The 17,744-nt window shown below is 63.0% G+C and carries 16 protein-coding genes; 10 read left to right on the top strand and 6 right to left on the bottom strand.

Annotation, left to right across the window (positions count from 1 at the left end; translation table 11 throughout):
• The first annotated feature begins 291 nt into the window (after window positions 1–291).
• The 10 genes from HX801_RS04785 to HX801_RS04740 all read left to right on the top strand — a co-directional run bounded on the left by HX801_RS04785 (window position 292) and on the right by HX801_RS04740 (window position 10,510).
• Window positions 292–1,062, top strand: coding sequence for a FadR/GntR family transcriptional regulator (locus tag HX801_RS04785; protein ID WP_008430577.1), 771 nt, complete (start codon window positions 292–294; stop codon window positions 1,060–1,062).
• 96 nt (window positions 1,063–1,158) lie between these two features.
• Complete coding sequence (locus HX801_RS04780; protein WP_003215749.1) at window positions 1,159–2,361, top strand: ABC transporter substrate-binding protein; 1,203 nt, start codon at window positions 1,159–1,161, stop codon at window positions 2,359–2,361.
• Between the two features lie 67 nt (window positions 2,362–2,428).
• Window positions 2,429–3,289 (top strand): branched-chain amino acid ABC transporter permease, encoded by an 861-nt coding sequence (locus HX801_RS04775; protein WP_003215751.1) that lies wholly within the window; start codon window positions 2,429–2,431, stop codon window positions 3,287–3,289.
• A gap of 1 nt (window position 3,290) precedes the next feature.
• A complete protein-coding gene (locus HX801_RS04770) occupies window positions 3,291–4,301 on the top strand; it encodes a branched-chain amino acid ABC transporter permease (RefSeq protein ID WP_177021692.1) in 1,011 nt (336 codons plus the stop codon).
• A complete protein-coding gene (locus HX801_RS04765; protein ID WP_177021691.1) occupies window positions 4,298–5,047 on the top strand; it encodes an ABC transporter ATP-binding protein in 750 nt (249 codons plus the stop codon). Before HX801_RS04770 ends, HX801_RS04765 begins: the two co-directional genes overlap by 4 nt.
• A complete protein-coding gene (locus HX801_RS04760) occupies window positions 5,047–5,742 on the top strand; it encodes an ABC transporter ATP-binding protein (RefSeq protein ID WP_003215757.1) in 696 nt (231 codons plus the stop codon). The genes HX801_RS04765 and HX801_RS04760 overlap by 1 nt, the downstream gene beginning before the upstream one ends.
• A gap of 13 nt (window positions 5,743–5,755) precedes the next feature.
• Window positions 5,756–7,027, top strand: coding sequence for a Zn-dependent hydrolase (locus tag HX801_RS04755; protein ID WP_177021690.1), 1,272 nt, complete (start codon window positions 5,756–5,758; stop codon window positions 7,025–7,027).
• Window positions 7,024–8,427, top strand: coding sequence for an amidase (locus tag HX801_RS04750; RefSeq protein ID WP_102368681.1), 1,404 nt, complete (start codon window positions 7,024–7,026; stop codon window positions 8,425–8,427). The genes HX801_RS04755 and HX801_RS04750 overlap by 4 nt, the downstream gene beginning before the upstream one ends.
• Window positions 8,428–8,590: 163 nt before the next feature.
• Complete coding sequence (locus HX801_RS04745) at window positions 8,591–9,454, top strand: LysR family transcriptional regulator (RefSeq protein ID WP_008430591.1); 864 nt, start codon at window positions 8,591–8,593, stop codon at window positions 9,452–9,454.
• Window positions 9,455–9,505: 51 nt separating this feature from the next.
• Window positions 9,506–10,510 (top strand): LacI family DNA-binding transcriptional regulator, encoded by a 1,005-nt coding sequence (locus tag HX801_RS04740; RefSeq protein ID WP_003215765.1) that lies wholly within the window; start codon window positions 9,506–9,508, stop codon window positions 10,508–10,510.
• Here the strand turns inward: HX801_RS04740 and HX801_RS04735 are convergent.
• The 6 genes from HX801_RS04735 to HX801_RS04710 form a co-directional block, all read right to left on the bottom strand.
• Window positions 10,507–11,232 (bottom strand): SDR family oxidoreductase, encoded by a 726-nt coding sequence (locus HX801_RS04735; protein WP_177021689.1) that lies wholly within the window; start codon window positions 11,230–11,232, stop codon window positions 10,507–10,509. The two genes, HX801_RS04740 and HX801_RS04735, sit on opposite strands and share 4 nt — an antisense overlap.
• A 138-nt stretch (window positions 11,233–11,370) precedes the next feature.
• Window positions 11,371–12,903, bottom strand: a complete 1,533-nt coding sequence (locus HX801_RS04730) for an FGGY-family carbohydrate kinase (protein WP_177021688.1) — start codon at window positions 12,901–12,903, stop codon at window positions 11,371–11,373.
• 1 nt (window position 12,904) lies between these two features.
• On the bottom strand, window positions 12,905–13,984 hold the full coding sequence (locus tag HX801_RS04725; protein ID WP_177021687.1) for an alcohol dehydrogenase catalytic domain-containing protein: 1,080 nt from the start codon (window positions 13,982–13,984) through the stop codon (window positions 12,905–12,907).
• Between the two features lie 70 nt (window positions 13,985–14,054).
• Window positions 14,055–15,047, bottom strand: coding sequence for an ABC transporter permease (locus HX801_RS04720; protein WP_177021686.1), 993 nt, complete (start codon window positions 15,045–15,047; stop codon window positions 14,055–14,057).
• Window positions 15,013–16,521 (bottom strand): sugar ABC transporter ATP-binding protein, encoded by a 1,509-nt coding sequence (locus HX801_RS04715; RefSeq protein WP_008430598.1) that lies wholly within the window; start codon window positions 16,519–16,521, stop codon window positions 15,013–15,015. Before HX801_RS04715 ends, HX801_RS04720 begins: the two co-directional genes overlap by 35 nt.
• Before the next feature lie 63 nt (window positions 16,522–16,584).
• Window positions 16,585–17,517 carry a substrate-binding domain-containing protein gene (locus HX801_RS04710; RefSeq protein WP_177021685.1) on the bottom strand — a complete coding sequence of 311 codons (933 nt, stop codon included), beginning with the start codon at window positions 17,515–17,517 and terminating at the stop codon, window positions 16,585–16,587.
• Between the last annotated feature and the right edge of the window lie 227 nt (window positions 17,518–17,744).

Raw genomic sequence — 17,744 nt, 5'->3', positions numbered from 1 at the left:
GGCCAAGGATGGCCCATGACGGCGGCCCACGGTCCAAAGCCGGAGTGAGGGCACTCCGAGCCTAAGCGAGGAGCCGAGTGGTGGGGCAAGAGCGTTTTGCTTACTTTTGCGCTTTTCAAAAGTGAGCCGCTGTAAGAGCGGAACCAATATCAGCCATAACCGAAGAAACGGATATGCACACCCCCACCATTTACGACCCATCCAAACCAAAAGCGACCCCCTCCGTTGACGCCCCACCCCAAACCCCTATTAAGTACTATTAATCCGCATTAATAGGATCAATCAAACACCATGCTAAGCCGCCCGCTGCGCCGCAAACGCCAGAAGCTCTCCGACGTGATCGTCGAGTCGGTCAAACGCTCCATCGTCACCGACGCCCTGAAGCCCGGCGACCGCTTGCCCACCGAACGCGAACTGATGGAAAGCTTCCAGTGCTCCAAAGGCTCCGCCCGCGAAGCCCTCAAGGCGCTGGAAGTCGAAGGCCTGGTCAACACCCGCACCGGCCCCAGCGGCGGCGCCTATCTCAACCAGGCCGGCACCGAACCCGCCAGCCGCGCCCTGCGCAACTACCTGCACTTCCAGCACCTGGACGGCCAACAGGTCTACCAGCTGCGCAAAGTCATCGAAGTCGAACTCGCCGTCTCGGTCCTGGGCCGCCTGAGCGAAGACGACTACCGCGCCCTCCAGGACAACGTCGATTTCTGCAGCGCCCCCGAAGACAGCGAAGCCGGCCAACGCGAACAACGCATCGCCGAACTGGAATTCCACAACCTGCTGGCCAAGGCCTGCCCCAACCCGCTGCTGAGCTTCATGGCGCAATTCCTCAACGACCTGCTGCGTGACCTGGTCGTGCTGAAAAAAGCCTACAAACCCAAGCGCAAGCAATTCGACGCCGCCAACCTCGACTACCACAAACAACTGCTGATCGCCTTCCGGGCCGAAGACGAAGCCACCGTACGCAGCCTGATGCACGAACACATGTGCGACGCCGAACACCACATGACCGCCCTTGAAGGTGAAGTCAGCCCGCACTTTCTGCTGGAGTTCGACCACAACCACTAAGCCGCACCCTCCACCAATAAAAGGCCTGCCCACAGGCCGTGCTCCACCGTATCGCCATTGCCACTCCTGCCAATAACTAATCCAGGGAGTCACCCCATGCAGCGTCGTACGTTGTTGAAAGCCAGTCTCACCGCAGCCGCCGCCCTCAGCCTCCCGCTGAGCGTGCGTTCTGCATTCGCCGCCGAGCCTTTTACCTTTTACGGCCTCAAGTCCATGTCTGGCGCCTTTGCCAGTTATGGCAAATTTGCCGACATGGGTTCACGCCTCGCGGTGGAACAGCATCCCGAGTTGCTCGGCCGCCCGCTGGTCTACAAAGTGATCGACACCGAAGGCAACGCCGGCAAGGCCGTGCGTAAAGTCCAGGAAGCGATCCAGCAGGACGGCGCACGCTTTTTCCAGGGCTGTACCCTGTCGTCTTCGGCACTCGCGGTGGCCAAGGAAGTGAGCAAGGCCGGTGGCGTGTTCATGACCCCGGTGGGCGCCGATGAAGTCACCGGCAAGGACTGCAACAGCGCCACGTTCCGCTGGTCGGTGCCGACCTACGGCGCGATCCGCGAGACCCTCGTGCCGCTAATCAAGCTGCTGCCCGACGCCAAGCGCTGGTACACCATCACCCCGCAATACGTGTTCGGCGAAGCCCTGCTCGAAGGCGCCAAATCGGTGCTGGCCGAGCATGGCCTGGAACACGCCGGCAACAGCTACCACTCGCTGCAGGAGCAGGAGTTCTCCGGCTACCTGACCAATGCCATCGCCGCCAAACCCGACGTGCTGGTGCTGCTGAACTTCGGCAGCCAGTCGTCCAACACCCTGCGTCAGGCGGTGAACTTCGGTATCAAGGAGCGCATGAAAGTGTTGCTGGTGTGGTCCGCCGGCCTCGACCAGTTCCAGGAGCTGGGCAGTGACGTACTGGAAGGTGTGTACCTCGGCGCTCAGTACTGGCATCAGGTCGACACCCCGCTCAACCGTGACCTGGTGAAACTCACCAAGGCCAAATACGGCATCAACCCCACTTACCCGCTGGCCGCCGACTACATCAGCACCAAGGTCATGCTCGAAACCATCATCTCCACCGGCAGTTTCGACGGGCCGACCGTGGCCAAGGCCATGCAGGGCCTGAGCTACGAAGGCCCCACCGGCAAGGAGTCGATCCGCGCCGGCGACCATCAGGTGATCAAGGACTACTACCTGCTGGTGGGCAAGGCCGCAGGCGACATGGCCGACAAGGACGATCTGGCCAAGGTGCTCAGCTCCGGCCAGTCGTTCCCGCCGGTGGAAGCCACGGGCTGCGTGCTCGGCTGATCCGCTGAAAATCTACTGGTGACACAGCGCAGGGCCGCTCATGCGGCCACCTGCCGAGGGTTCCTGCATGCTTAATCTTTACCTGTTCCAGATTCTCAACGGCCTGGGCCTTGGGATGATCTACTTCCTGATCGCGGTCGGCTTGACGATCATTTTCGGCCTGCTGAACTTCGTCAACTTCGCCCACGGTGCGTTTTTCCTGCTGGGCGCCTACATCTGCTACACCGCCGTCAGCCTTACCGGCAGCTTCTGGCTGGCACTGCTGATCGCGCCGCTGGTGGTGGCCGCGCTGGCCTGGGTGATCGAGCGATTATTGATCCAGCGGATTTATCACTTGCCGCACATGTTCCAGATTCTGGTGACCCTGGGGATTGCCCTGATCATCCAGGAAGCCAGCGTGATGATCTGGGGCCCGGTGGGCAAGAGTGTCGCCGTACCGGAATTGCTGCGCGGGGTGCTGGTGGTGGGCGATTTTGTCTACCCCTACTACCGCCTGTTCCTGATCGTGTTCTCCGGCCTCGTTGGCCTTGGCCTGTGGCTGCTGCTGGAACGCACGCGCTTCGGCGCCCTGGTGCGGGCCGGCAGTGAAAGCACGGAAACCGTGTCCCTGCTGGGCACCAACATTTTCCGCCTGTTCTCCATGACCTTCGCCCTCGGCGTGGCCCTCGCCGGTGTGGCCGGTGTGCTGTTCGCCCCGTTGCGCGGCGCCCAGCCCTTTGTCGGCCCGGAAATCCTCGGCGTGGCGTTCGTGGTGGTGGTGATCGGCGGCATGGGTTCCTTCAGCGGTGCACTGGTGGGCGGCCTGCTGGTCGGCGTGGTGCAAAGCCTGATGACCACACTCTGGCCCCAGGGCGCGAGCTTGATGATCTACGGTGCGATGGCCGTGGTGATCCTGGTGCGTCCTTACGGCCTGTTCGGGAGAGCCTGACATGAGCGAGAAAAATCCCCTGCCATTCGCCAAGACCCAGTCGCGCTACATGCTGCTGTTGGTGCTCGTGGTGTTGATCGGCCTGCCGTTGACTCTGCCCTCGGCGACCCTGGCCACCGAGATCCTGATCTTTGCCATGGCCGCCCTCGCCTGCAACCTGCTGCTGGGTTACACCGGGCTGCTGTCGTTCGGCCAAGGCATCTTCTTCGGGGCCGGCGCCTACTGCGCGGCGCTGTTGATGATTCACCTGCAACTGGGGCTGTTCAGCGCACTGCTGGGTGCCGCCGTCGCCGGTGGTTTCCTGGCTTTCCTGGTGGGCGCCCTGGCGATCCGTCGCACCGGCATTTACTTCGTGATGCTGACCCTGGCCTTCAGCCAGATGGCCTACTTCGTCGCCTACACCCTGAGCGACTGGACCGGCGGCGACAACGGCCTGCTCAGCGTGCCGCGCCCGGAAATCCGCATCGGTGACACCGTGCTTCTGTCGCTGACCGACGCCCGCGCGTTCTACGGGTTTGTCGCGGTGCTGTTCCTGCTGATCTTCATCGGCGCCCGCCGGGTGATCGCCTCTCCATTCGGCAGCACGCTGATGGCGATTCGCGAAAACGAAACCCGCGCTTCGGCCATCGGCTATGACACCCGCCACTTCAAGATCCTGGTGTTCGTGTTGTCCGGCGCCGTCACCGGGATTGCGGGGGCGCTGTACGCGATGCTGCTGCACTTTGTGCCGCTGTCGAATATCGACCTGGCGATGTCCGAGAACATCCTGATCATGACCATCGTCGGCGGCACCGGCTCGCTGTTCGGCTCGTTGCTGGGCGCCGGTTCCATCGTGCTGCTGGGGGACTTCCTTTCCGATCTGTGGCCGCGCTGGCTGATGCTGCTGGGGGTGATCCTGATCCTGGTGGTGATCTTCATGCGCGGCGGTTTGTGGGGTGGTCTGTCGACCCTGTTCGAACGTGTGCGCGGCAGCCGCAAGGCCGACGTTGTGACCAAGGAGAAGCTGTCATGAGCATCCTGCTGGAAACCAAGAACCTGGAACTGGCCTACGGTGCGTTCCACGCGGTGAACGGTGTCAACCTCAAGGTCGAAGCCGGCACCATCCACACCATCATCGGCCCCAATGGCGCGGGCAAGACCAGCCTGTTCCACTGCCTGACCGGCGAACGCCAGGCCACCGCCGGAGCAATTCATTTCGACGGCAAGAACCTGATGCGCAAACCGGCCCACGGCCGCGTCGGCCTGGGCATGGCGCGCTCGTTCCAGCTCACCAGCCTGTTCCAGAACCTCAGCGTGCGCGAAAACCTGCGCCTGGCCGCCCAGGGCCGCGACGGCGCCCGCGCCCTGAACTTCTGGCGCCGGGTCGACAGCAAGCGCGAACACCTGGAAATGGCCGACCAGGTGCTGGAACGCCTGCAACTCACCGCCCGCGCCGACACCCTGGCCGGCGAGTTGTCCCACGGTCAGCAGCGGGTGCTGGAAGTCGGCATGTCGATCTGCTCCAGACCCAGGCTGCTGATGCTCGACGAACCCACCTCGGGCATGGGCATCGACGACATCCCGATCATGACCCAACTGATCAGCGACCTCGGCCGCGACCATACCGTGCTGCTGATCGAGCACAACATGAGCATCGTCATGTCCATCAGCCAACGCATCACCGTGATGAGCCACGGCCAGATCCTGGTGGAAGGCACACCGGAATTCGTGCGCGCCGACGAGCGCGTGCGCACCGCCTATTTGGGAGAAGCCGCCTGATGCTGACCGTCGACAATATCCATTCCTACTACGACAAGAGCCACGTCCTTGAAGGCGTGTCCCTGACCGTCAACCCTGGCGAACTGGTGACCCTGTTGGGGCGCAACGGTGCCGGCAAGACCACCACCCTGCGCAGCATCCTCGGGATCATCTGCCCGCGCCAGGGCCAGATTCACTTCAACGGCCAGCCGCTGGTGGGGCAGAAAATCTTCGAAATCGCCCGCCAGGGCCTGGCGCTGGTGCCGGAGAACCGCGGGATTTTCCGCCTGCTCACGGTGGAGGAAAACCTGCGCATTGCCGTGCGCAAGACCAGCCGCTGGCAGATGGAAGACGTGTACGGCATGTTCCCGCGCCTCAGGGAGCGCCGTAAAAACGCCGGCCACGCGCTGTCCGGCGGTGAGCAACAGATGCTCGCCATCGCCCGCGCGCTGCTCAACGATCCGAAGCTGCTGATCCTCGATGAGCCCACCGAAGGCCTCGCGCCGGTGATCGTCGACGAGCTGGTGAAGATCCTGCGCAAGGTCAAGGAAGACGGCCTGCCGGTGCTGCTGGTGGAACAGAACCTGATGGTCTGCGACAAGCTCGCCGACCGCCATTACGTCCTCGAACAGGGCCGTGTGGTGTACGAAGGCAGTGCCGAAGCCTTCCGCGCCGACCCGACGATCAAGAACCGTTACCTGGCCCTGAGTGCCTGACCGGAGACTGCTGATGAATAGTTTTGCGCAACCGCTCCAGAGCAACGCCCCGCTGATCAACCGCGAGCGCCTGTGGCAATCGCTGATGGACCTCGCCCGCCTCGGCGCCACACCCAAAGGCGGCGTGTGCCGCCTGGCCCTTACCGACCTCGACCGCCAGGCCCGCGACCTGTTTGTGCAATGGTGCGAGGCGGCCGGCTGCAGCGTCAGCGTCGACGCCATCGGCAATATCTTTGCCCGCCGCGCCGGGCGTAATCCGGCACTGGCGCCGGTGATGACCGGCAGCCATATCGACACCCAGCCTACCGGCGGCAAGTTCGACGGTTGCTACGGCGTGATGGCTGGCCTGGAGGTGATCCGCACCCTCAATGATTTGAACATCGAGACCGAAGCGCCAATTGAAGTGGTGGTGTGGACCAACGAAGAAGGCTCACGATTCCCGCCGTGCATGATGGGTTCCGGGGTGTTCGCCGGTAAGTTCGACCTGCAGGAAACCCTCGACAAACAGGACGAGCAAGGGCTGTCGGTGGGCGCTGAATTGCAGCGCATCGGCTACGCCGGCTCCCGCACCGTGCTGGGCCATCCGGTGGGCGCCTATTTCGAGGCGCATATCGAGCAGGGCCCAGTGCTGGAAGACCAGGCCACCACCATCGGCGTGGTCATGGGCTGCCTGGGCCAGAAGTGGTTCGACCTGACGCTCACTGGCGTCGAAGCCCACGCGGGCCCGACGCCAATGCACCTGCGCAAGGACGCACTGGTAGGCGCGGCGCAAGTGGTCAGCGCGGTGAATCGCATCGCCCACGAACAACAACCCCACGCCTGCGGCACCGTCGGTTGCCTGAGCCTGCATCCCGGCTCACGCAACGTGATTCCCGGCCAGGTGCACATGACCATCGACCTGCGCCACCTGCACGCCGACAAGCTGCAAGCGATGGTCGACGAAGTGCGCCAGGTGATCGAAGCCACCGCCGAGCAACACGGCTTGAGCTTTGAGCTGACACCCACTGCCGACTTCCCGCCGCTGGATTTCAACCCTGCCTGTGTCAACGCCGTGCGTGATGGCGCGAGCAGCCTGGGCCTGAGCCATATGGACATCGTCAGCGGCGCCGGGCATGACGCGATCTTCGTCGCCGAACTGGGCCCGGCCGGAATGATCTTTGTGCCGTGCGAAGGCGGCATCAGCCATAACGAAATCGAGAACGCCGCGCCGGATGACCTGGCGGCGGGCTGCGCGGTGTTGCTGCGGGCCATGATCAACGCGGCGCAAGGAGGTAAAGCGGCATGACGGATATCGCCAACCTGACCGCAGTTGAGCTGCTGGCCCGCTATCGGGATAAAAGCCTGTCGCCGGTGGAGGTCACCGAAGACGCATTGCTGCGGATCGAACGCTACAACCCGGCGGTCAACGCCTACTGCCACGTCGACCCGGAAGGCGCCTTGAAGGCGGCGCGGGATTCGGAACAGCGCTGGCTCAAGGGCCAGCCGTGCGGGGCCCTGGACGGTGTGCCCTCCTCCATCAAGGACCTGACGCAGACCATCGGCATGCCGACGCGCAAGGGTTCGCGTACCACATCCGCCGAGGGTCGATGGGATGTGGATGCGCCCTTCTCGGCCTTCATGCGCAAGGCCGGCGCGGTATTGCTGGGCAAGACCACCACGCCGGAATTCGGCTGGAAAGGCGTCACCGATAACCCGCTGTATGGCATTACCCGCAACCCGTGGGACACGCGCATGACGGCGGGCGGTTCGTCCGGTGGTGCCGGTGCGGCGGCGGCCTTGAACCTCGGCGTGCTGCACCAGGGCAGCGATGCCGGCGGCTCGATCCGGATCCCCTGTGCCTTCACCGGCACCTTCGGCATCAAGCCGACCTTCGGTTATGTGCCGCAATGGCCGGCCAGTTCGATGACGATTCTGTCGCACCTGGGGCCGATGACCCGCACCGTGGAAGACTCGGTGCTGATGCTGCAAACCATCGCCCAGCCGGATGCGCGGGATGGTTTGATCGGCGCGCCCCGGACCACGCCATGGTTGCACGCCGGGGCTGATTTGAAGGGGCTGCGTATCGCCTATAGCCCGAACTTCGGTTATGTCGACGTGGACCCGCAAGTCGCCAGGGTGGTCGCCCAGGCGGTAGAAGGCCTGGTGCAGCTGGGTGCCCATGTTGAGCAGATTGATCCGGGGTTCAGTGATCCGCTGGAAGTGTTCAATACTTTATGGTTTGCCGGTGCAGCACGTCTGGCCGGGCCGTTGAGCGATGCGCAGCGGCAATTGATGGACCCGGGGTTGCTGCGCATTGCCCGACTGGGCGAGCAGATCAGCCTCAGCGATTACAGCGCCGCTCTGGAAGCACGGGCAGCGCTCGTGGCGCGCATGGCGGCATTCCATGAGCATTACGATGTGCTGGTTTCGCCGATGATGCCGATCACCGCGTTCGAGGCCGGGCACAATGTGCCGCCGGGTTCGGGACTAGGGGAATGGATGGAGTGGACGCCGTTTACCTATCCCTTCAACCTGACCCAGCAACCGGCGGCGTCGGTGCCGTGCGGGTTGGCGGCCAATGGGTTGCCGGTGGGGCTGCATGTGGTGGGGGCGCGGTTTGCGGATGAGCAGGTGCTGAGAGTTTGCCAGGCGTATGCCAAGGCTTTTCCAACCGAGCACCTGCAAGCCCCCAAAACCCCAACTTGAAATGCAATCAAACTGTGGGAGCGGGCTTGCTCGCGAAGGCGGTGTGTCAGTCACCGGATATCTTGACTGACACACCGCCTTCGCGAGCAAGCCCGCTCCCACATTTTTGTCCGTATTCCAATTATCAGCCCCTACAATGCCTCCTATCATCCAAGGGGGTTTCATGGACATCGAACTGGCACGCACCTTCCTCGAAATCACCCGCTGCGGCAGCCTCGCCGCGGCGGCCGAGAAACTGCACGTCACCCAGACGGCAATCACCGCCCGGGTCAAAAACCTCGAAAGCCAGCTCAACAGTACCCTGTTCGTGCGCAACCGCGCCGGTGCCCGCCTGACCCCGGACGGCGAGGCGTTCGTGGTCTACGCCAACCAGCTTGTCCAGACCTGGGAAGCGGCACGCCGCGACCTGCCATTACCCGACGGCTACCGCAACGTGCTGCACATCGGTGGCGAAGTCAGCCTGTGCAACCCGCTGATGCTCGGCTGGGCCCAGGCCTTGCGTGAACACATTCCCGGCCATGCTTTGCGCACCGAGATTCGCGAAGGCGAGTACCTGTTACGCCAGCTGGAACTGGGGGTGCTGGACGCCGCGCTGGTGTTCCAGCCGCAATACTGGCCGGGGTTGCAGGTGGAGCAGGTGCTGGAAGAAAAACTGATCCTGGTGCAACTGGCCGCCCGGCCCGAGCCCTACGTGTATATCGACTGGGGCCAGGGCTTTCGCCAGCAGCACGACGCCGCACTGCCGGACAAGGCCCGCGCAGCCCTGAGTTTCAATCTGGGGCCACTGGCGTTGCAGTACATCCTGGAAAACGGCGGTGCCGGGTATTTCCGCACGCGGGTGGTACAGAGCTACCTCGACAGCGGTGTGATGGAACGGGTGCCCAAGGCGCCGGAGTTCAGCTTCCCGACGTACCTGGTGTATTCCCGCGAGCGCGATTCGGCGGTTTTGCAGCAGGCGCTGGGGTTGCTGCGGGCGGTGGTGGAGGCCGAAAAGGATTGGTCGCAGCGCTGGGATCCGGTGATTTGAAGCCGTGCCCATGGTAGCCTCAGGTTGTTTTCTCCTGGTTCCCCCCTGCCGATGAACAAGAAAAAGTCCGTCACCATCAGCGACATCGCCAAACGGGTCAACATGACCACCATCACGGTGTCCCGGGCGCTGAGCAAACCCGACCTGGTCAAGCCCGCCACCCTGGCGCGGATTCTCGAAGTGGCGCGGGAGCTGGACTATGTGCCCAACGCCTTTGCCCGCGGGCTCAAGCGCAGTGAAAGCCTGATCATCGGCGTGATCACCGCTTCGGTCGACAACCCCTTCTACAGCGAGATGATCAAGGCGATTTCCCGCGAGGCGAAAAAGCACGGCTACACCATCATGCTGGTGGACACCGACGAACTGGAAGAACTGGAAAGCAAGGCAGTCGACACGCTGCTGGGCTACCGCGTGGCGGGGATCATCCTGTCGCCGGTCTCCGACGAGCCCAGCTACCAGCCGGACTATCTGGAGCGCCTGGGTAACGGCAAGACGCCGGTGGTGCTGCTCGATCGCACGATTCACGACAGCCCCTTCAGCCGCGTGGTGCTGGACAACTATCACAGCGGCATCGAGGCGGCGCAGTACCTGGTGCGGCAAACCCCGAACCTCAAGCGCCTGCTGGTGCTGACCGGGCCCGAGCATTCGCGCATCACCATGGAACGCCTCAAGGGCCTGAAAGAAGTCCTGGCCGAGCACCCTCAGGTGCACGTTGAAGTGTGTGCCGGTGACTACACGCTGATGCCCTCCTACCTGCACACCCTCGACTACCTGGCCGAGCACTCGGCGCCGGACGCGATCATGGGCTTCAACCAGTTGATCACCCTCGGCGCGCTGCGTGCGCTGCGCATGCACAACATCCCCCACGACAGCCTGACCATCTGCGGCATCGACCGCCTGCCCTTCGCCGATATCTTCGGCGTGCCGATTGCCTGCGTGGCCCACGACGCGTCACTGGCCGGCAGCAGCGCGGTGCGGCTGCTGCTGGATCGTCTCGAAGACCCGCACAAACCGCGGGACAAGGTGGTGATCGCCGGCAAGCTGGAGAACGGCTAGCGGCTGGTGTAGCCGCCGTCGATCGGCAGGCTGACGCCGCTGATCATGCTGGCGGCATCGCTCAGCAGGAACAACACCGGCAGGGCCACTTCCGCCGTTTCGGCAAATCGCCCCAGGGGAATCGCCGCCAATGCCGGGTCGCGCTTGGCCGGTGCCGACCAGGCCCTCTGCGCCATGGGCGTCAGGGTCACGGTGGGGTTGACGCTGTTGACACGAATCCCGAAACGGCCCCATTCAGCGCATTGCACGCGGGTGATGGCGTCCAGTGCGGCCTTGGAGGCGCAGTAGCCGAGGTGATCGTCCAGCGCTACCAGTGAGGCCTGGCTTGAGACGTTGACGATGCTGCCGGGAATCTTCGCTTCAATCATCGCCGCAGCGATACGGCTGGCGACCTGGGCCGCGGCGCGGGCGTTGACATTCATCACCTGGTCGAAGGCTTCGGCGCTGATGGCCGCGGCGGGTTCCAGGCGGGAAATGCCGGCGCAGTTGACCAGTCCATGCATCGGCGGCAGGCCTTGCAGGGCCAGGTCCAGGGCGGCGCTGTTGGCGATGTCCAGGCACAGGGTTTCGCAACCGAGTTGGGCCAGGGCCTGAGCGTCGCGGCCCAGGGCGAAAACCTCGGCGCCGCTGGCGATCAGTTGGAGGGTAATTTCCCGGCCGATGCCGCTGCTGGCGCCGGTGACGAGGATGCGCTGCTTGGTGAAGTCAAAAATAGCGTTCATGGTTCACGATCTCTAAAACGATGGAGATCCCATGTGGGAGCGGGCTTGCTCGCGAATGCGGTGGGTCAGGCAATAAATCCGGCACTGATACACCGTATTCGCGAGCAAGCCCGCTCCCACATTTGGATCAGTGTTCGCTTAATTCAATTGCAAGCTGTGCATCACCGGTTTCAAGGCCGGATACAGCTCCAGATAGCTGGCAAACGCCCGGTCATACACCCCGACATTCCCCGCCTCCGGCTCCGCCCGCAGCTCCAACTGCACCCAACCTTTCTCCATCTGCCGGTCATCCACCACCCCCACCGCATGGGCCGCCAGCAACGCCGCGCCCAAGGCCGCCTCCACTTCTTGCACAATGGTGTAGACCGGGAAGTGGGTGATGTCCGCAATAATCTGCATCCACAAATCCGAATGGCTCGCCCCACCCACCACAATCAGCCGTGGATCAAGGGAATGCGCCCCACGGGTGCCCGCTTCGATATTGTGCCGCAGGGCAAAACTCACCCCTTCGAGCACCGCGCGGTACAGGTGGATCCGGCTGTGATACAGGTTCAGCCCGACAAAGCTGCCGCTGGCCCGGTCATCCCACACCGGGCTGCGTTCGCCCATGAGATACGGCAGGAACAACAGCCCTTCGCTGCCCGCCGGGATCTTTGCGGCGCTCTGCTCCAGCAGCCACAAACTGTCCTGGCCAGTCTCTTTCGCCTGCTGCTCCTCAGCCTGGCAGAACTGTTCGCGAAACCAGCTCACCGACGCCCCGGCGGTGATCGCACCACCGAAGATGTACAGGTCCTGATGGCCGTTATAGACATGGGGCATGCTCACCAGGCCATGGCGCGCATCCACCTGCTGATTGAGATAACCCCAGCACATGCTGGTGCCGATCATCGCCACGTGATTGCCCGGCCGCGTCACCCCGGCCGCCAATGTGGCCATGGCCGCGTCCACGCCTCCGGCCAGGATCGGCGTGCCGGCCTGCAAGCCCAGCCGCCGGGCCCATTTCTCCAGCAAACCACCGACCACTTCACCGGAATACAGCAAACGCTCCGGCATCATCGCCAACGGAATCCCAAGCGCCGCCAGCATCTCGGCCGACCAGCCGCGCCGGGCCACATCGTAGACGCCACCGATATTGCCGGCGCTGCTGTGGTCCACCGCCAACTCCCCGGTCAGGCACCAGTTGATGTAGCTGTTGGGCGGCAGCAGGTAGCGGGTGTTGGCCCACACCTGCGGCTGGTGCTGCTTGAGCCAGAGCATCTTGGTGAAACCGTAGTAGCTGTCCACCGAGTTGCCGGTGACCGCAAACAGCCGCTCCAGGTCCACATGCTCGCGCACCCACTCCACTTGCTCGCCCGCGCGCCGGTCCATCCAGATCAGGCACGGGTGCAGCGGCGTGATCTGCTCGTCCACAGCAATTCCGGAGCCGCCATACAGGCTGCTGATGCACAGCGCCTTGACCTGCTCTTTCGCCACGCCGGCCTTCGTCATGCACTGGGCGACGCAGGCCTCCACCGCATCCAGCCAGACCTGCGGCCACTGCTCGGCCCAGCGCACTTTCGGGGTATCCACGCGATACCCCTGGCTGTGCTGGGCGATGATCAGGCCGTCCGCATCCACCAGCAGCGCCTTGGTGCTTTGCGTGCCGATGTCCACACCCATTACGTAGTTCATCTCAGAGCACCGGCTTCAGCAGCACCTTGATCGACTTGGTCGAGTTGGCCAGCTCAAACGCTTCGGCCCAGCTGTCCAGCCCGAAGTCATGGGTCACGATGCCCTTGGACGTCACCAGGCCACGCTCGAACAAGTCGATGGCCACCGGGTAGCAATACGGCCCCAGGTGCGCACCGCGTACGTCCAGCTCCTTGCGGTCGCCGATGATCGACCAGTCGGCGCTGGTCTCGGCGCCAAACACGCTGAACTCGACAAACCGGCCGAGCTTGCGAATCAGATCCAGGCCCTGGGTAACGCCCACCGGTACGCCGGTGGTTTCGATGTACACGTCGCAGCCGTAGTTGTCGGTCAGGCTATTGATGATCTCCCGGGCGTTGTCCCGGGACGGGTTGATCACTACGTCGGCACCGTACTGCTTCGCCAGTTCCAGGCGCTCGTCGACCATGTCGATCACCACCAGCTTCTTCGGCGTTTTCAGGGCGGCCACTTGCACCATGCACAGGCCCAGGGTGCCGGCACCGGCGATCACCAGCACGTCATCCAGCTGGATCTCACCGCGGTTGACGGTGTGAATCGCGCAGGACATCGGCTCGATCAGCGCCGAATCTTCCAGGGACACCGACTCCGGAATCTTGTGCACGATGGCAGTCTTGGGAATACGCATGTACTGGGCCATGCCACCCTCGGCGACTTCACGCTGGAAGCCGAAGATGTTGTGCACCTCGCACATCCAGTACTTGCCGGACTTGCAGAAGCGGCACTTGCCACATGGCACGATCTGCTCGGCGATCACCTTGTCGCCGACCTTCACCTCAAAGTGCTCCTCGGCGCCCTCGCCCGCTTCCACCACGTAGCCAAAGAACTCGTGCCCCGGCACCACCGGGGCCTTGACCCACGGGTTGTCGCCGCCCCAGAACATCGCGGCGCCCGAGTGGCATTTGCAGTCACTGGCGCAGATGCCGCAGGCGGCGATGCGAATCACCAGTTCATTGACCCGCGCCTGGGGTTTGCTGATGCGTTCCAGGCGGTAGTCTTTCGGGCCGTGGCAGACGACGGCTTGCATTTGGTTGTGCTTTTCCATGATGTGCGGACCTTTCTTGAGCATGAGAGAACCCATCGCGGCCACCATGGCCGCGTGGAGATAACCGGTTTTACTTGTGGCGCTGACGGCTGATAAAGATCGCCAGCAAAATGATCCCGCCCTTGATCACGCTCTGGACATAGGGCGAGACCCCGAGCATGTTCAAGCCGTTGTTCAACACCCCCAGCAACATGGCGCCGAGCAAGGTGCCGACGATTACCCCGCGCCCACCGGCAATCGAGGCGCCGCCCAGGACCACGGCGGCAATCGCGTCGAGTTCAAACGACACCCCGGCATTTGGCTGGCCGCTCATCAAGCGCGAGGTCAGCACCAGCCCGGCAATCGCGGCGGTAAACCCGCTGATGCCATACACCAGCAACTTGAAGCGCGCCGCCCGCACACCGGACAGGCGCACCGCTTCCTCGTTGCCGCCGATCGCGTAGATATAGCGGCCGATGCGGGTGTGCTGCAGCAGCACATAGGCCGCCAGGTACGTCACCAGCATGATCAGGATCGGCACCGAAATACCGAACAGGCTTTCGCGGCCAAAGAAGCCGAACCACTCCGGCAAACCGGAAATCGGGTAGCCGTCGGTGTACATCAGGCCGAACCCACGGGCGATGCCCATGGTCGCCAGGGTGACGATGATCGGCGGCATGTGCAGGTAGGCGACAAACAAACCATTGCCGATGCCGAAGGCCACGCCGACCAGCATCCCCGCGCCAATCGCCAGGCCCGGTGGCAAGCCTGCGACCATCAAGCCGGCGGTCAAGGTGCCGGACAACGCCATCACCGGCCCCACCGACAAATCGATGCCGCCGGTGAGAATCACGCAGGTCATGCCCACCGCGATAATCGCGTTGATCGACACCTGGCGCGCGATGTTCGACAGGTTGTTGGCCGTCAGGAAGTTATCGCTGGCGAAGATCATCACCAACGTCACCACCAGCAGCCCGACAAAGGGATAGAACGCCGGTGAGCGAATCAGCCGCGCCAGGTTCAGGCGCAGCCGGCCAGGCCCCACGGCATTAATGGACGTATTCACTTGAGCCCCCTGTTGCATGGCGCATGACCTCTTGAGGATTGACGGCAGACGCTTCCAGTACCTTGACGATGGCGCCCTTGTGGAACACCGCGACGCGGTCGCACATGCCGATGACTTCCGGCAGTTCCGAGGAAATCATGATGATTGCGTAGCCCTGTTCGGTGAGGCTGCGCATCAGTGCGTAGATCTGTGCCTTGGCACCGACGTCGATGCCACGGGTGGGTTCGTCGAACACCAGCACGTCGCAGTGATGGTTGATCCAGCGGGCAATCACGACTTTCTGCTGGTTGCCGCCGCTGAGGTTGAACACCCGGCTCTCGCCGCTGGGGGCCTTGATCGACAGCTGGCGCATCAACGCTTCGACGCTGGCACATTCCTTGTCTTTGTCGATCAGGCCGCTGGCGTTCTGGTATTTGGGCAGGTTGTTGAGGGAGATGTTTTCGCGAATGCTGAAATCGGTGATCAGCCCTTCGGTCTTGCGGCTTTCCGGCAGCAGGCCGATGCCATGGGCCAAGGCCTGGGCCGGGTCGTCGAGGGTGATTTGTTCACCCCGCAGCCACACGTCTTTGCTCACCGACGGCAGCGCGCCCATCATGCCCAGCGCCAATTCGGTACGCCCGGAACCCACCAGGCCGGCAAAGCCGAGAATCTCGCCCTTGTGCAATTCAAAGTGGTTATGGGGGCCGTTGCGCACCAACTGGATGTCCTTGACCTCCAGCAGCAGCGGCCCGCGTGCGGCGGTGGGCTTGGGCGGAAAACTGCACTCCAGGCGCCGCCCGACCATCATTTCCACCAAGCGGTCGATATCGCTGTCGGCCACATCGGTGACGCCCACATTGCCGCCGTCGCGCAGCACGCTGATGCGGTCGCAGACCTGGAAAATCTCCTCCAGGTGGTGGGAAATAAAAATCACCGCCACCCCCTGGCGCTTGAGTTCACGCATGATTTCGAACAGCAGCTCGGCTTCGCTCGGCGTGAGGGTGGCGGTGGGTTCGTCGAGCACCAGCAGCCGCGCGTCCAGGGCCAGCGCCTTGGCGATCTCGACGAATTGCTGCTCGGCCACGCTCAGGTGCCTGACCGCGCATTGCAGGTCAATACTGACACCGAGGCGCTTGAACAACGCCTCGCTCGCCTCGACCATTTCGCGCTTGCGCAACAGGCCAAAACGGTTGCTCAGCTCATGGCCGAGGAAAATATTTTCCACCGCCGTGAGGTAGGGAATCAGGCTGAATTCCTGGAACACAATGCCGATGCCGGCGGCAATCGCATCACGATACGTCGCGAACTGCCGAGCCTCGCCGTCGATCAGGATCTGCCCTTCGTCCTGGTGCTCGACCCCGCCAAGGATCTTCATCAAGGTCGATTTGCCTGCACCGTTTTCCCCGAGCAAGGCATGAATCTCGCCGCGCTGCACTTCCAGGTTGATCGCCTTGAGGGCTTGCACCCCCGGGTAGCGCTTACAGATATTTTCCAGCTTCAGAAGACTGCTCATACCGCCGACCTCATATTCAGATGGATGACCTGTGCCCCACGCCTGGCGTGGGGCCTGGGTGTTTTACCAACTGAAATCCTTGGCCTTGGCCTTGGCCTGGTCGATCAGGGTGATGTCCACCGGGATCGTGGCCGGTACTTGCGAGCCCCACTTCTTGGCCAGGGCGATGCCCAGGGCGAGGCGGATCTGGTCACGGGGGTATTGCGCGGAGGTGGCGATGAATTTGCTGCCGGGTTTCTGGATGGCCTTGATCGCTTCCGGCGCGCCGTCGACGCTCACCAGCTTGACATCCAGGCCACTGGCTTCGATGGCCGAGAGTGCGCCGAGGGAGCCGTTGTCATTGACGCTGAAAATGCCCTTGAGGGTGGGCTGGGCCTGCAGCATGTTTTCGGTGACGGTCAGCGCCTGGTCACGTTCCTGCTTGCCGTTCTGGATGCTCACGATCTTGATGTCCGGGTGCTTGGCCACGGCCTCTTTGCAACCGCGTACGCGTTCCAGGATCGGTACCACGGCGATGCCGTCGAGGATGGCGATATTGCCTTTGTCGCCGATGTTTTTGGCCAGGTATTCGCAGGCCTGGAAGCCGGCGTCGAAGTTTTTCGAGCCGACGAAGGAGTCCAGTGGGCCTTCGGCCTGGGCGTCGACGGCGACCACGACTACGCCGGCGGCGTGGGCGGATTTGACGGCTGATTGCACGCCGACGGAATCGGTGGGGTTGATCAGCAGGATGTCGATGCCTTTTTGCAGCATGTCTTCGACGTCGCTGACCTGTTTGGACACGTCGTGGCGGGCGTCGGTGATGATCAACTGCGCACCGATGGTCGCCCCGGCTTCCTGCAGGGCGTCTTTCATGGTGACGAAGTAAGGGTTGTTGATTTCCTGGAAGGACGCGCCGATGCGGATGGGGGCGGGTTTGGTGTCGGCCAGTGCCAGGCCAGCGGTGCCAAGATTGATGCTCAGAGCCAACAAACACAGGGTTTTCGGAAGCATTTTCATGGTGGGGATCTCTGTTTTGTTTTTATTTTTAGAGCAAATGTTATCGTTAACATTTTGTAAGAAGCTAGCAAAGAAATTGGGGGGTCGCAAGGGGTGTTTGATCGGTGGTGGCGGGTGTGGTGGACATATCTGTTGCTGCGGTAACGGCCGCTTATGGTTCCGCTCTTACAGCGGCTCCTCGCTTAGGCTCGGAGTGCCCTCACTCCGGCCAGCGTGGTTTAACGGGG

Source organism: Pseudomonas sp. G1002 (assembly GCF_013385455.1).
Classification (GTDB): domain Bacteria; phylum Pseudomonadota; class Gammaproteobacteria; order Pseudomonadales; family Pseudomonadaceae; genus Aquipseudomonas.
Note: the sequence above shows the minus strand (reverse complement) of the source record. Positions and strands in the feature narration are given on the sequence as shown.

Bases quoted from the DNA above. Each gene is read 5' to 3' on its own strand.
- HX801_RS04785 (WP_008430577.1), top strand. From the start codon at position 292: ATGCTAAGCCGCCCGCTGCGCCGCAAACGCCAGAAGCTCTCCGACGTG.
- HX801_RS04780 (WP_003215749.1), top strand. From the start codon at position 1,159: ATGCAGCGTCGTACGTTGTTGAAAGCCAGTCTCACCGCAGCCGCCGCC.
- HX801_RS04775 (WP_003215751.1), top strand. From the start codon at position 2,429: ATGCTTAATCTTTACCTGTTCCAGATTCTCAACGGCCTGGGCCTTGGG.
- HX801_RS04770 (WP_177021692.1), top strand. From the start codon at position 3,291: ATGAGCGAGAAAAATCCCCTGCCATTCGCCAAGACCCAGTCGCGCTAC.
- HX801_RS04765 (WP_177021691.1), top strand. From the start codon at position 4,298: ATGAGCATCCTGCTGGAAACCAAGAACCTGGAACTGGCCTACGGTGCG.
- HX801_RS04760 (WP_003215757.1), top strand. From the start codon at position 5,047: ATGCTGACCGTCGACAATATCCATTCCTACTACGACAAGAGCCACGTC.
- HX801_RS04755 (WP_177021690.1), top strand. From the start codon at position 5,756: ATGAATAGTTTTGCGCAACCGCTCCAGAGCAACGCCCCGCTGATCAAC.
- HX801_RS04750 (WP_102368681.1), top strand. From the start codon at position 7,024: ATGACGGATATCGCCAACCTGACCGCAGTTGAGCTGCTGGCCCGCTAT.
- HX801_RS04745 (WP_008430591.1), top strand. From the start codon at position 8,591: ATGGACATCGAACTGGCACGCACCTTCCTCGAAATCACCCGCTGCGGC.
- HX801_RS04740 (WP_003215765.1), top strand. From the start codon at position 9,506: ATGAACAAGAAAAAGTCCGTCACCATCAGCGACATCGCCAAACGGGTC.
- HX801_RS04735 (WP_177021689.1), bottom strand. From the start codon at position 11,232: ATGAACGCTATTTTTGACTTCACCAAGCAGCGCATCCTCGTCACCGGC.
- HX801_RS04730 (WP_177021688.1), bottom strand. From the start codon at position 12,903: ATGAACTACGTAATGGGTGTGGACATCGGCACGCAAAGCACCAAGGCG.
- HX801_RS04725 (WP_177021687.1), bottom strand. From the start codon at position 13,984: ATGGAAAAGCACAACCAAATGCAAGCCGTCGTCTGCCACGGCCCGAAA.
- HX801_RS04720 (WP_177021686.1), bottom strand. From the start codon at position 15,047: ATGCAACAGGGGGCTCAAGTGAATACGTCCATTAATGCCGTGGGGCCT.
- HX801_RS04715 (WP_008430598.1), bottom strand. From the start codon at position 16,521: ATGAGCAGTCTTCTGAAGCTGGAAAATATCTGTAAGCGCTACCCGGGG.
- HX801_RS04710 (WP_177021685.1), bottom strand. From the start codon at position 17,517: ATGAAAATGCTTCCGAAAACCCTGTGTTTGTTGGCTCTGAGCATCAAT.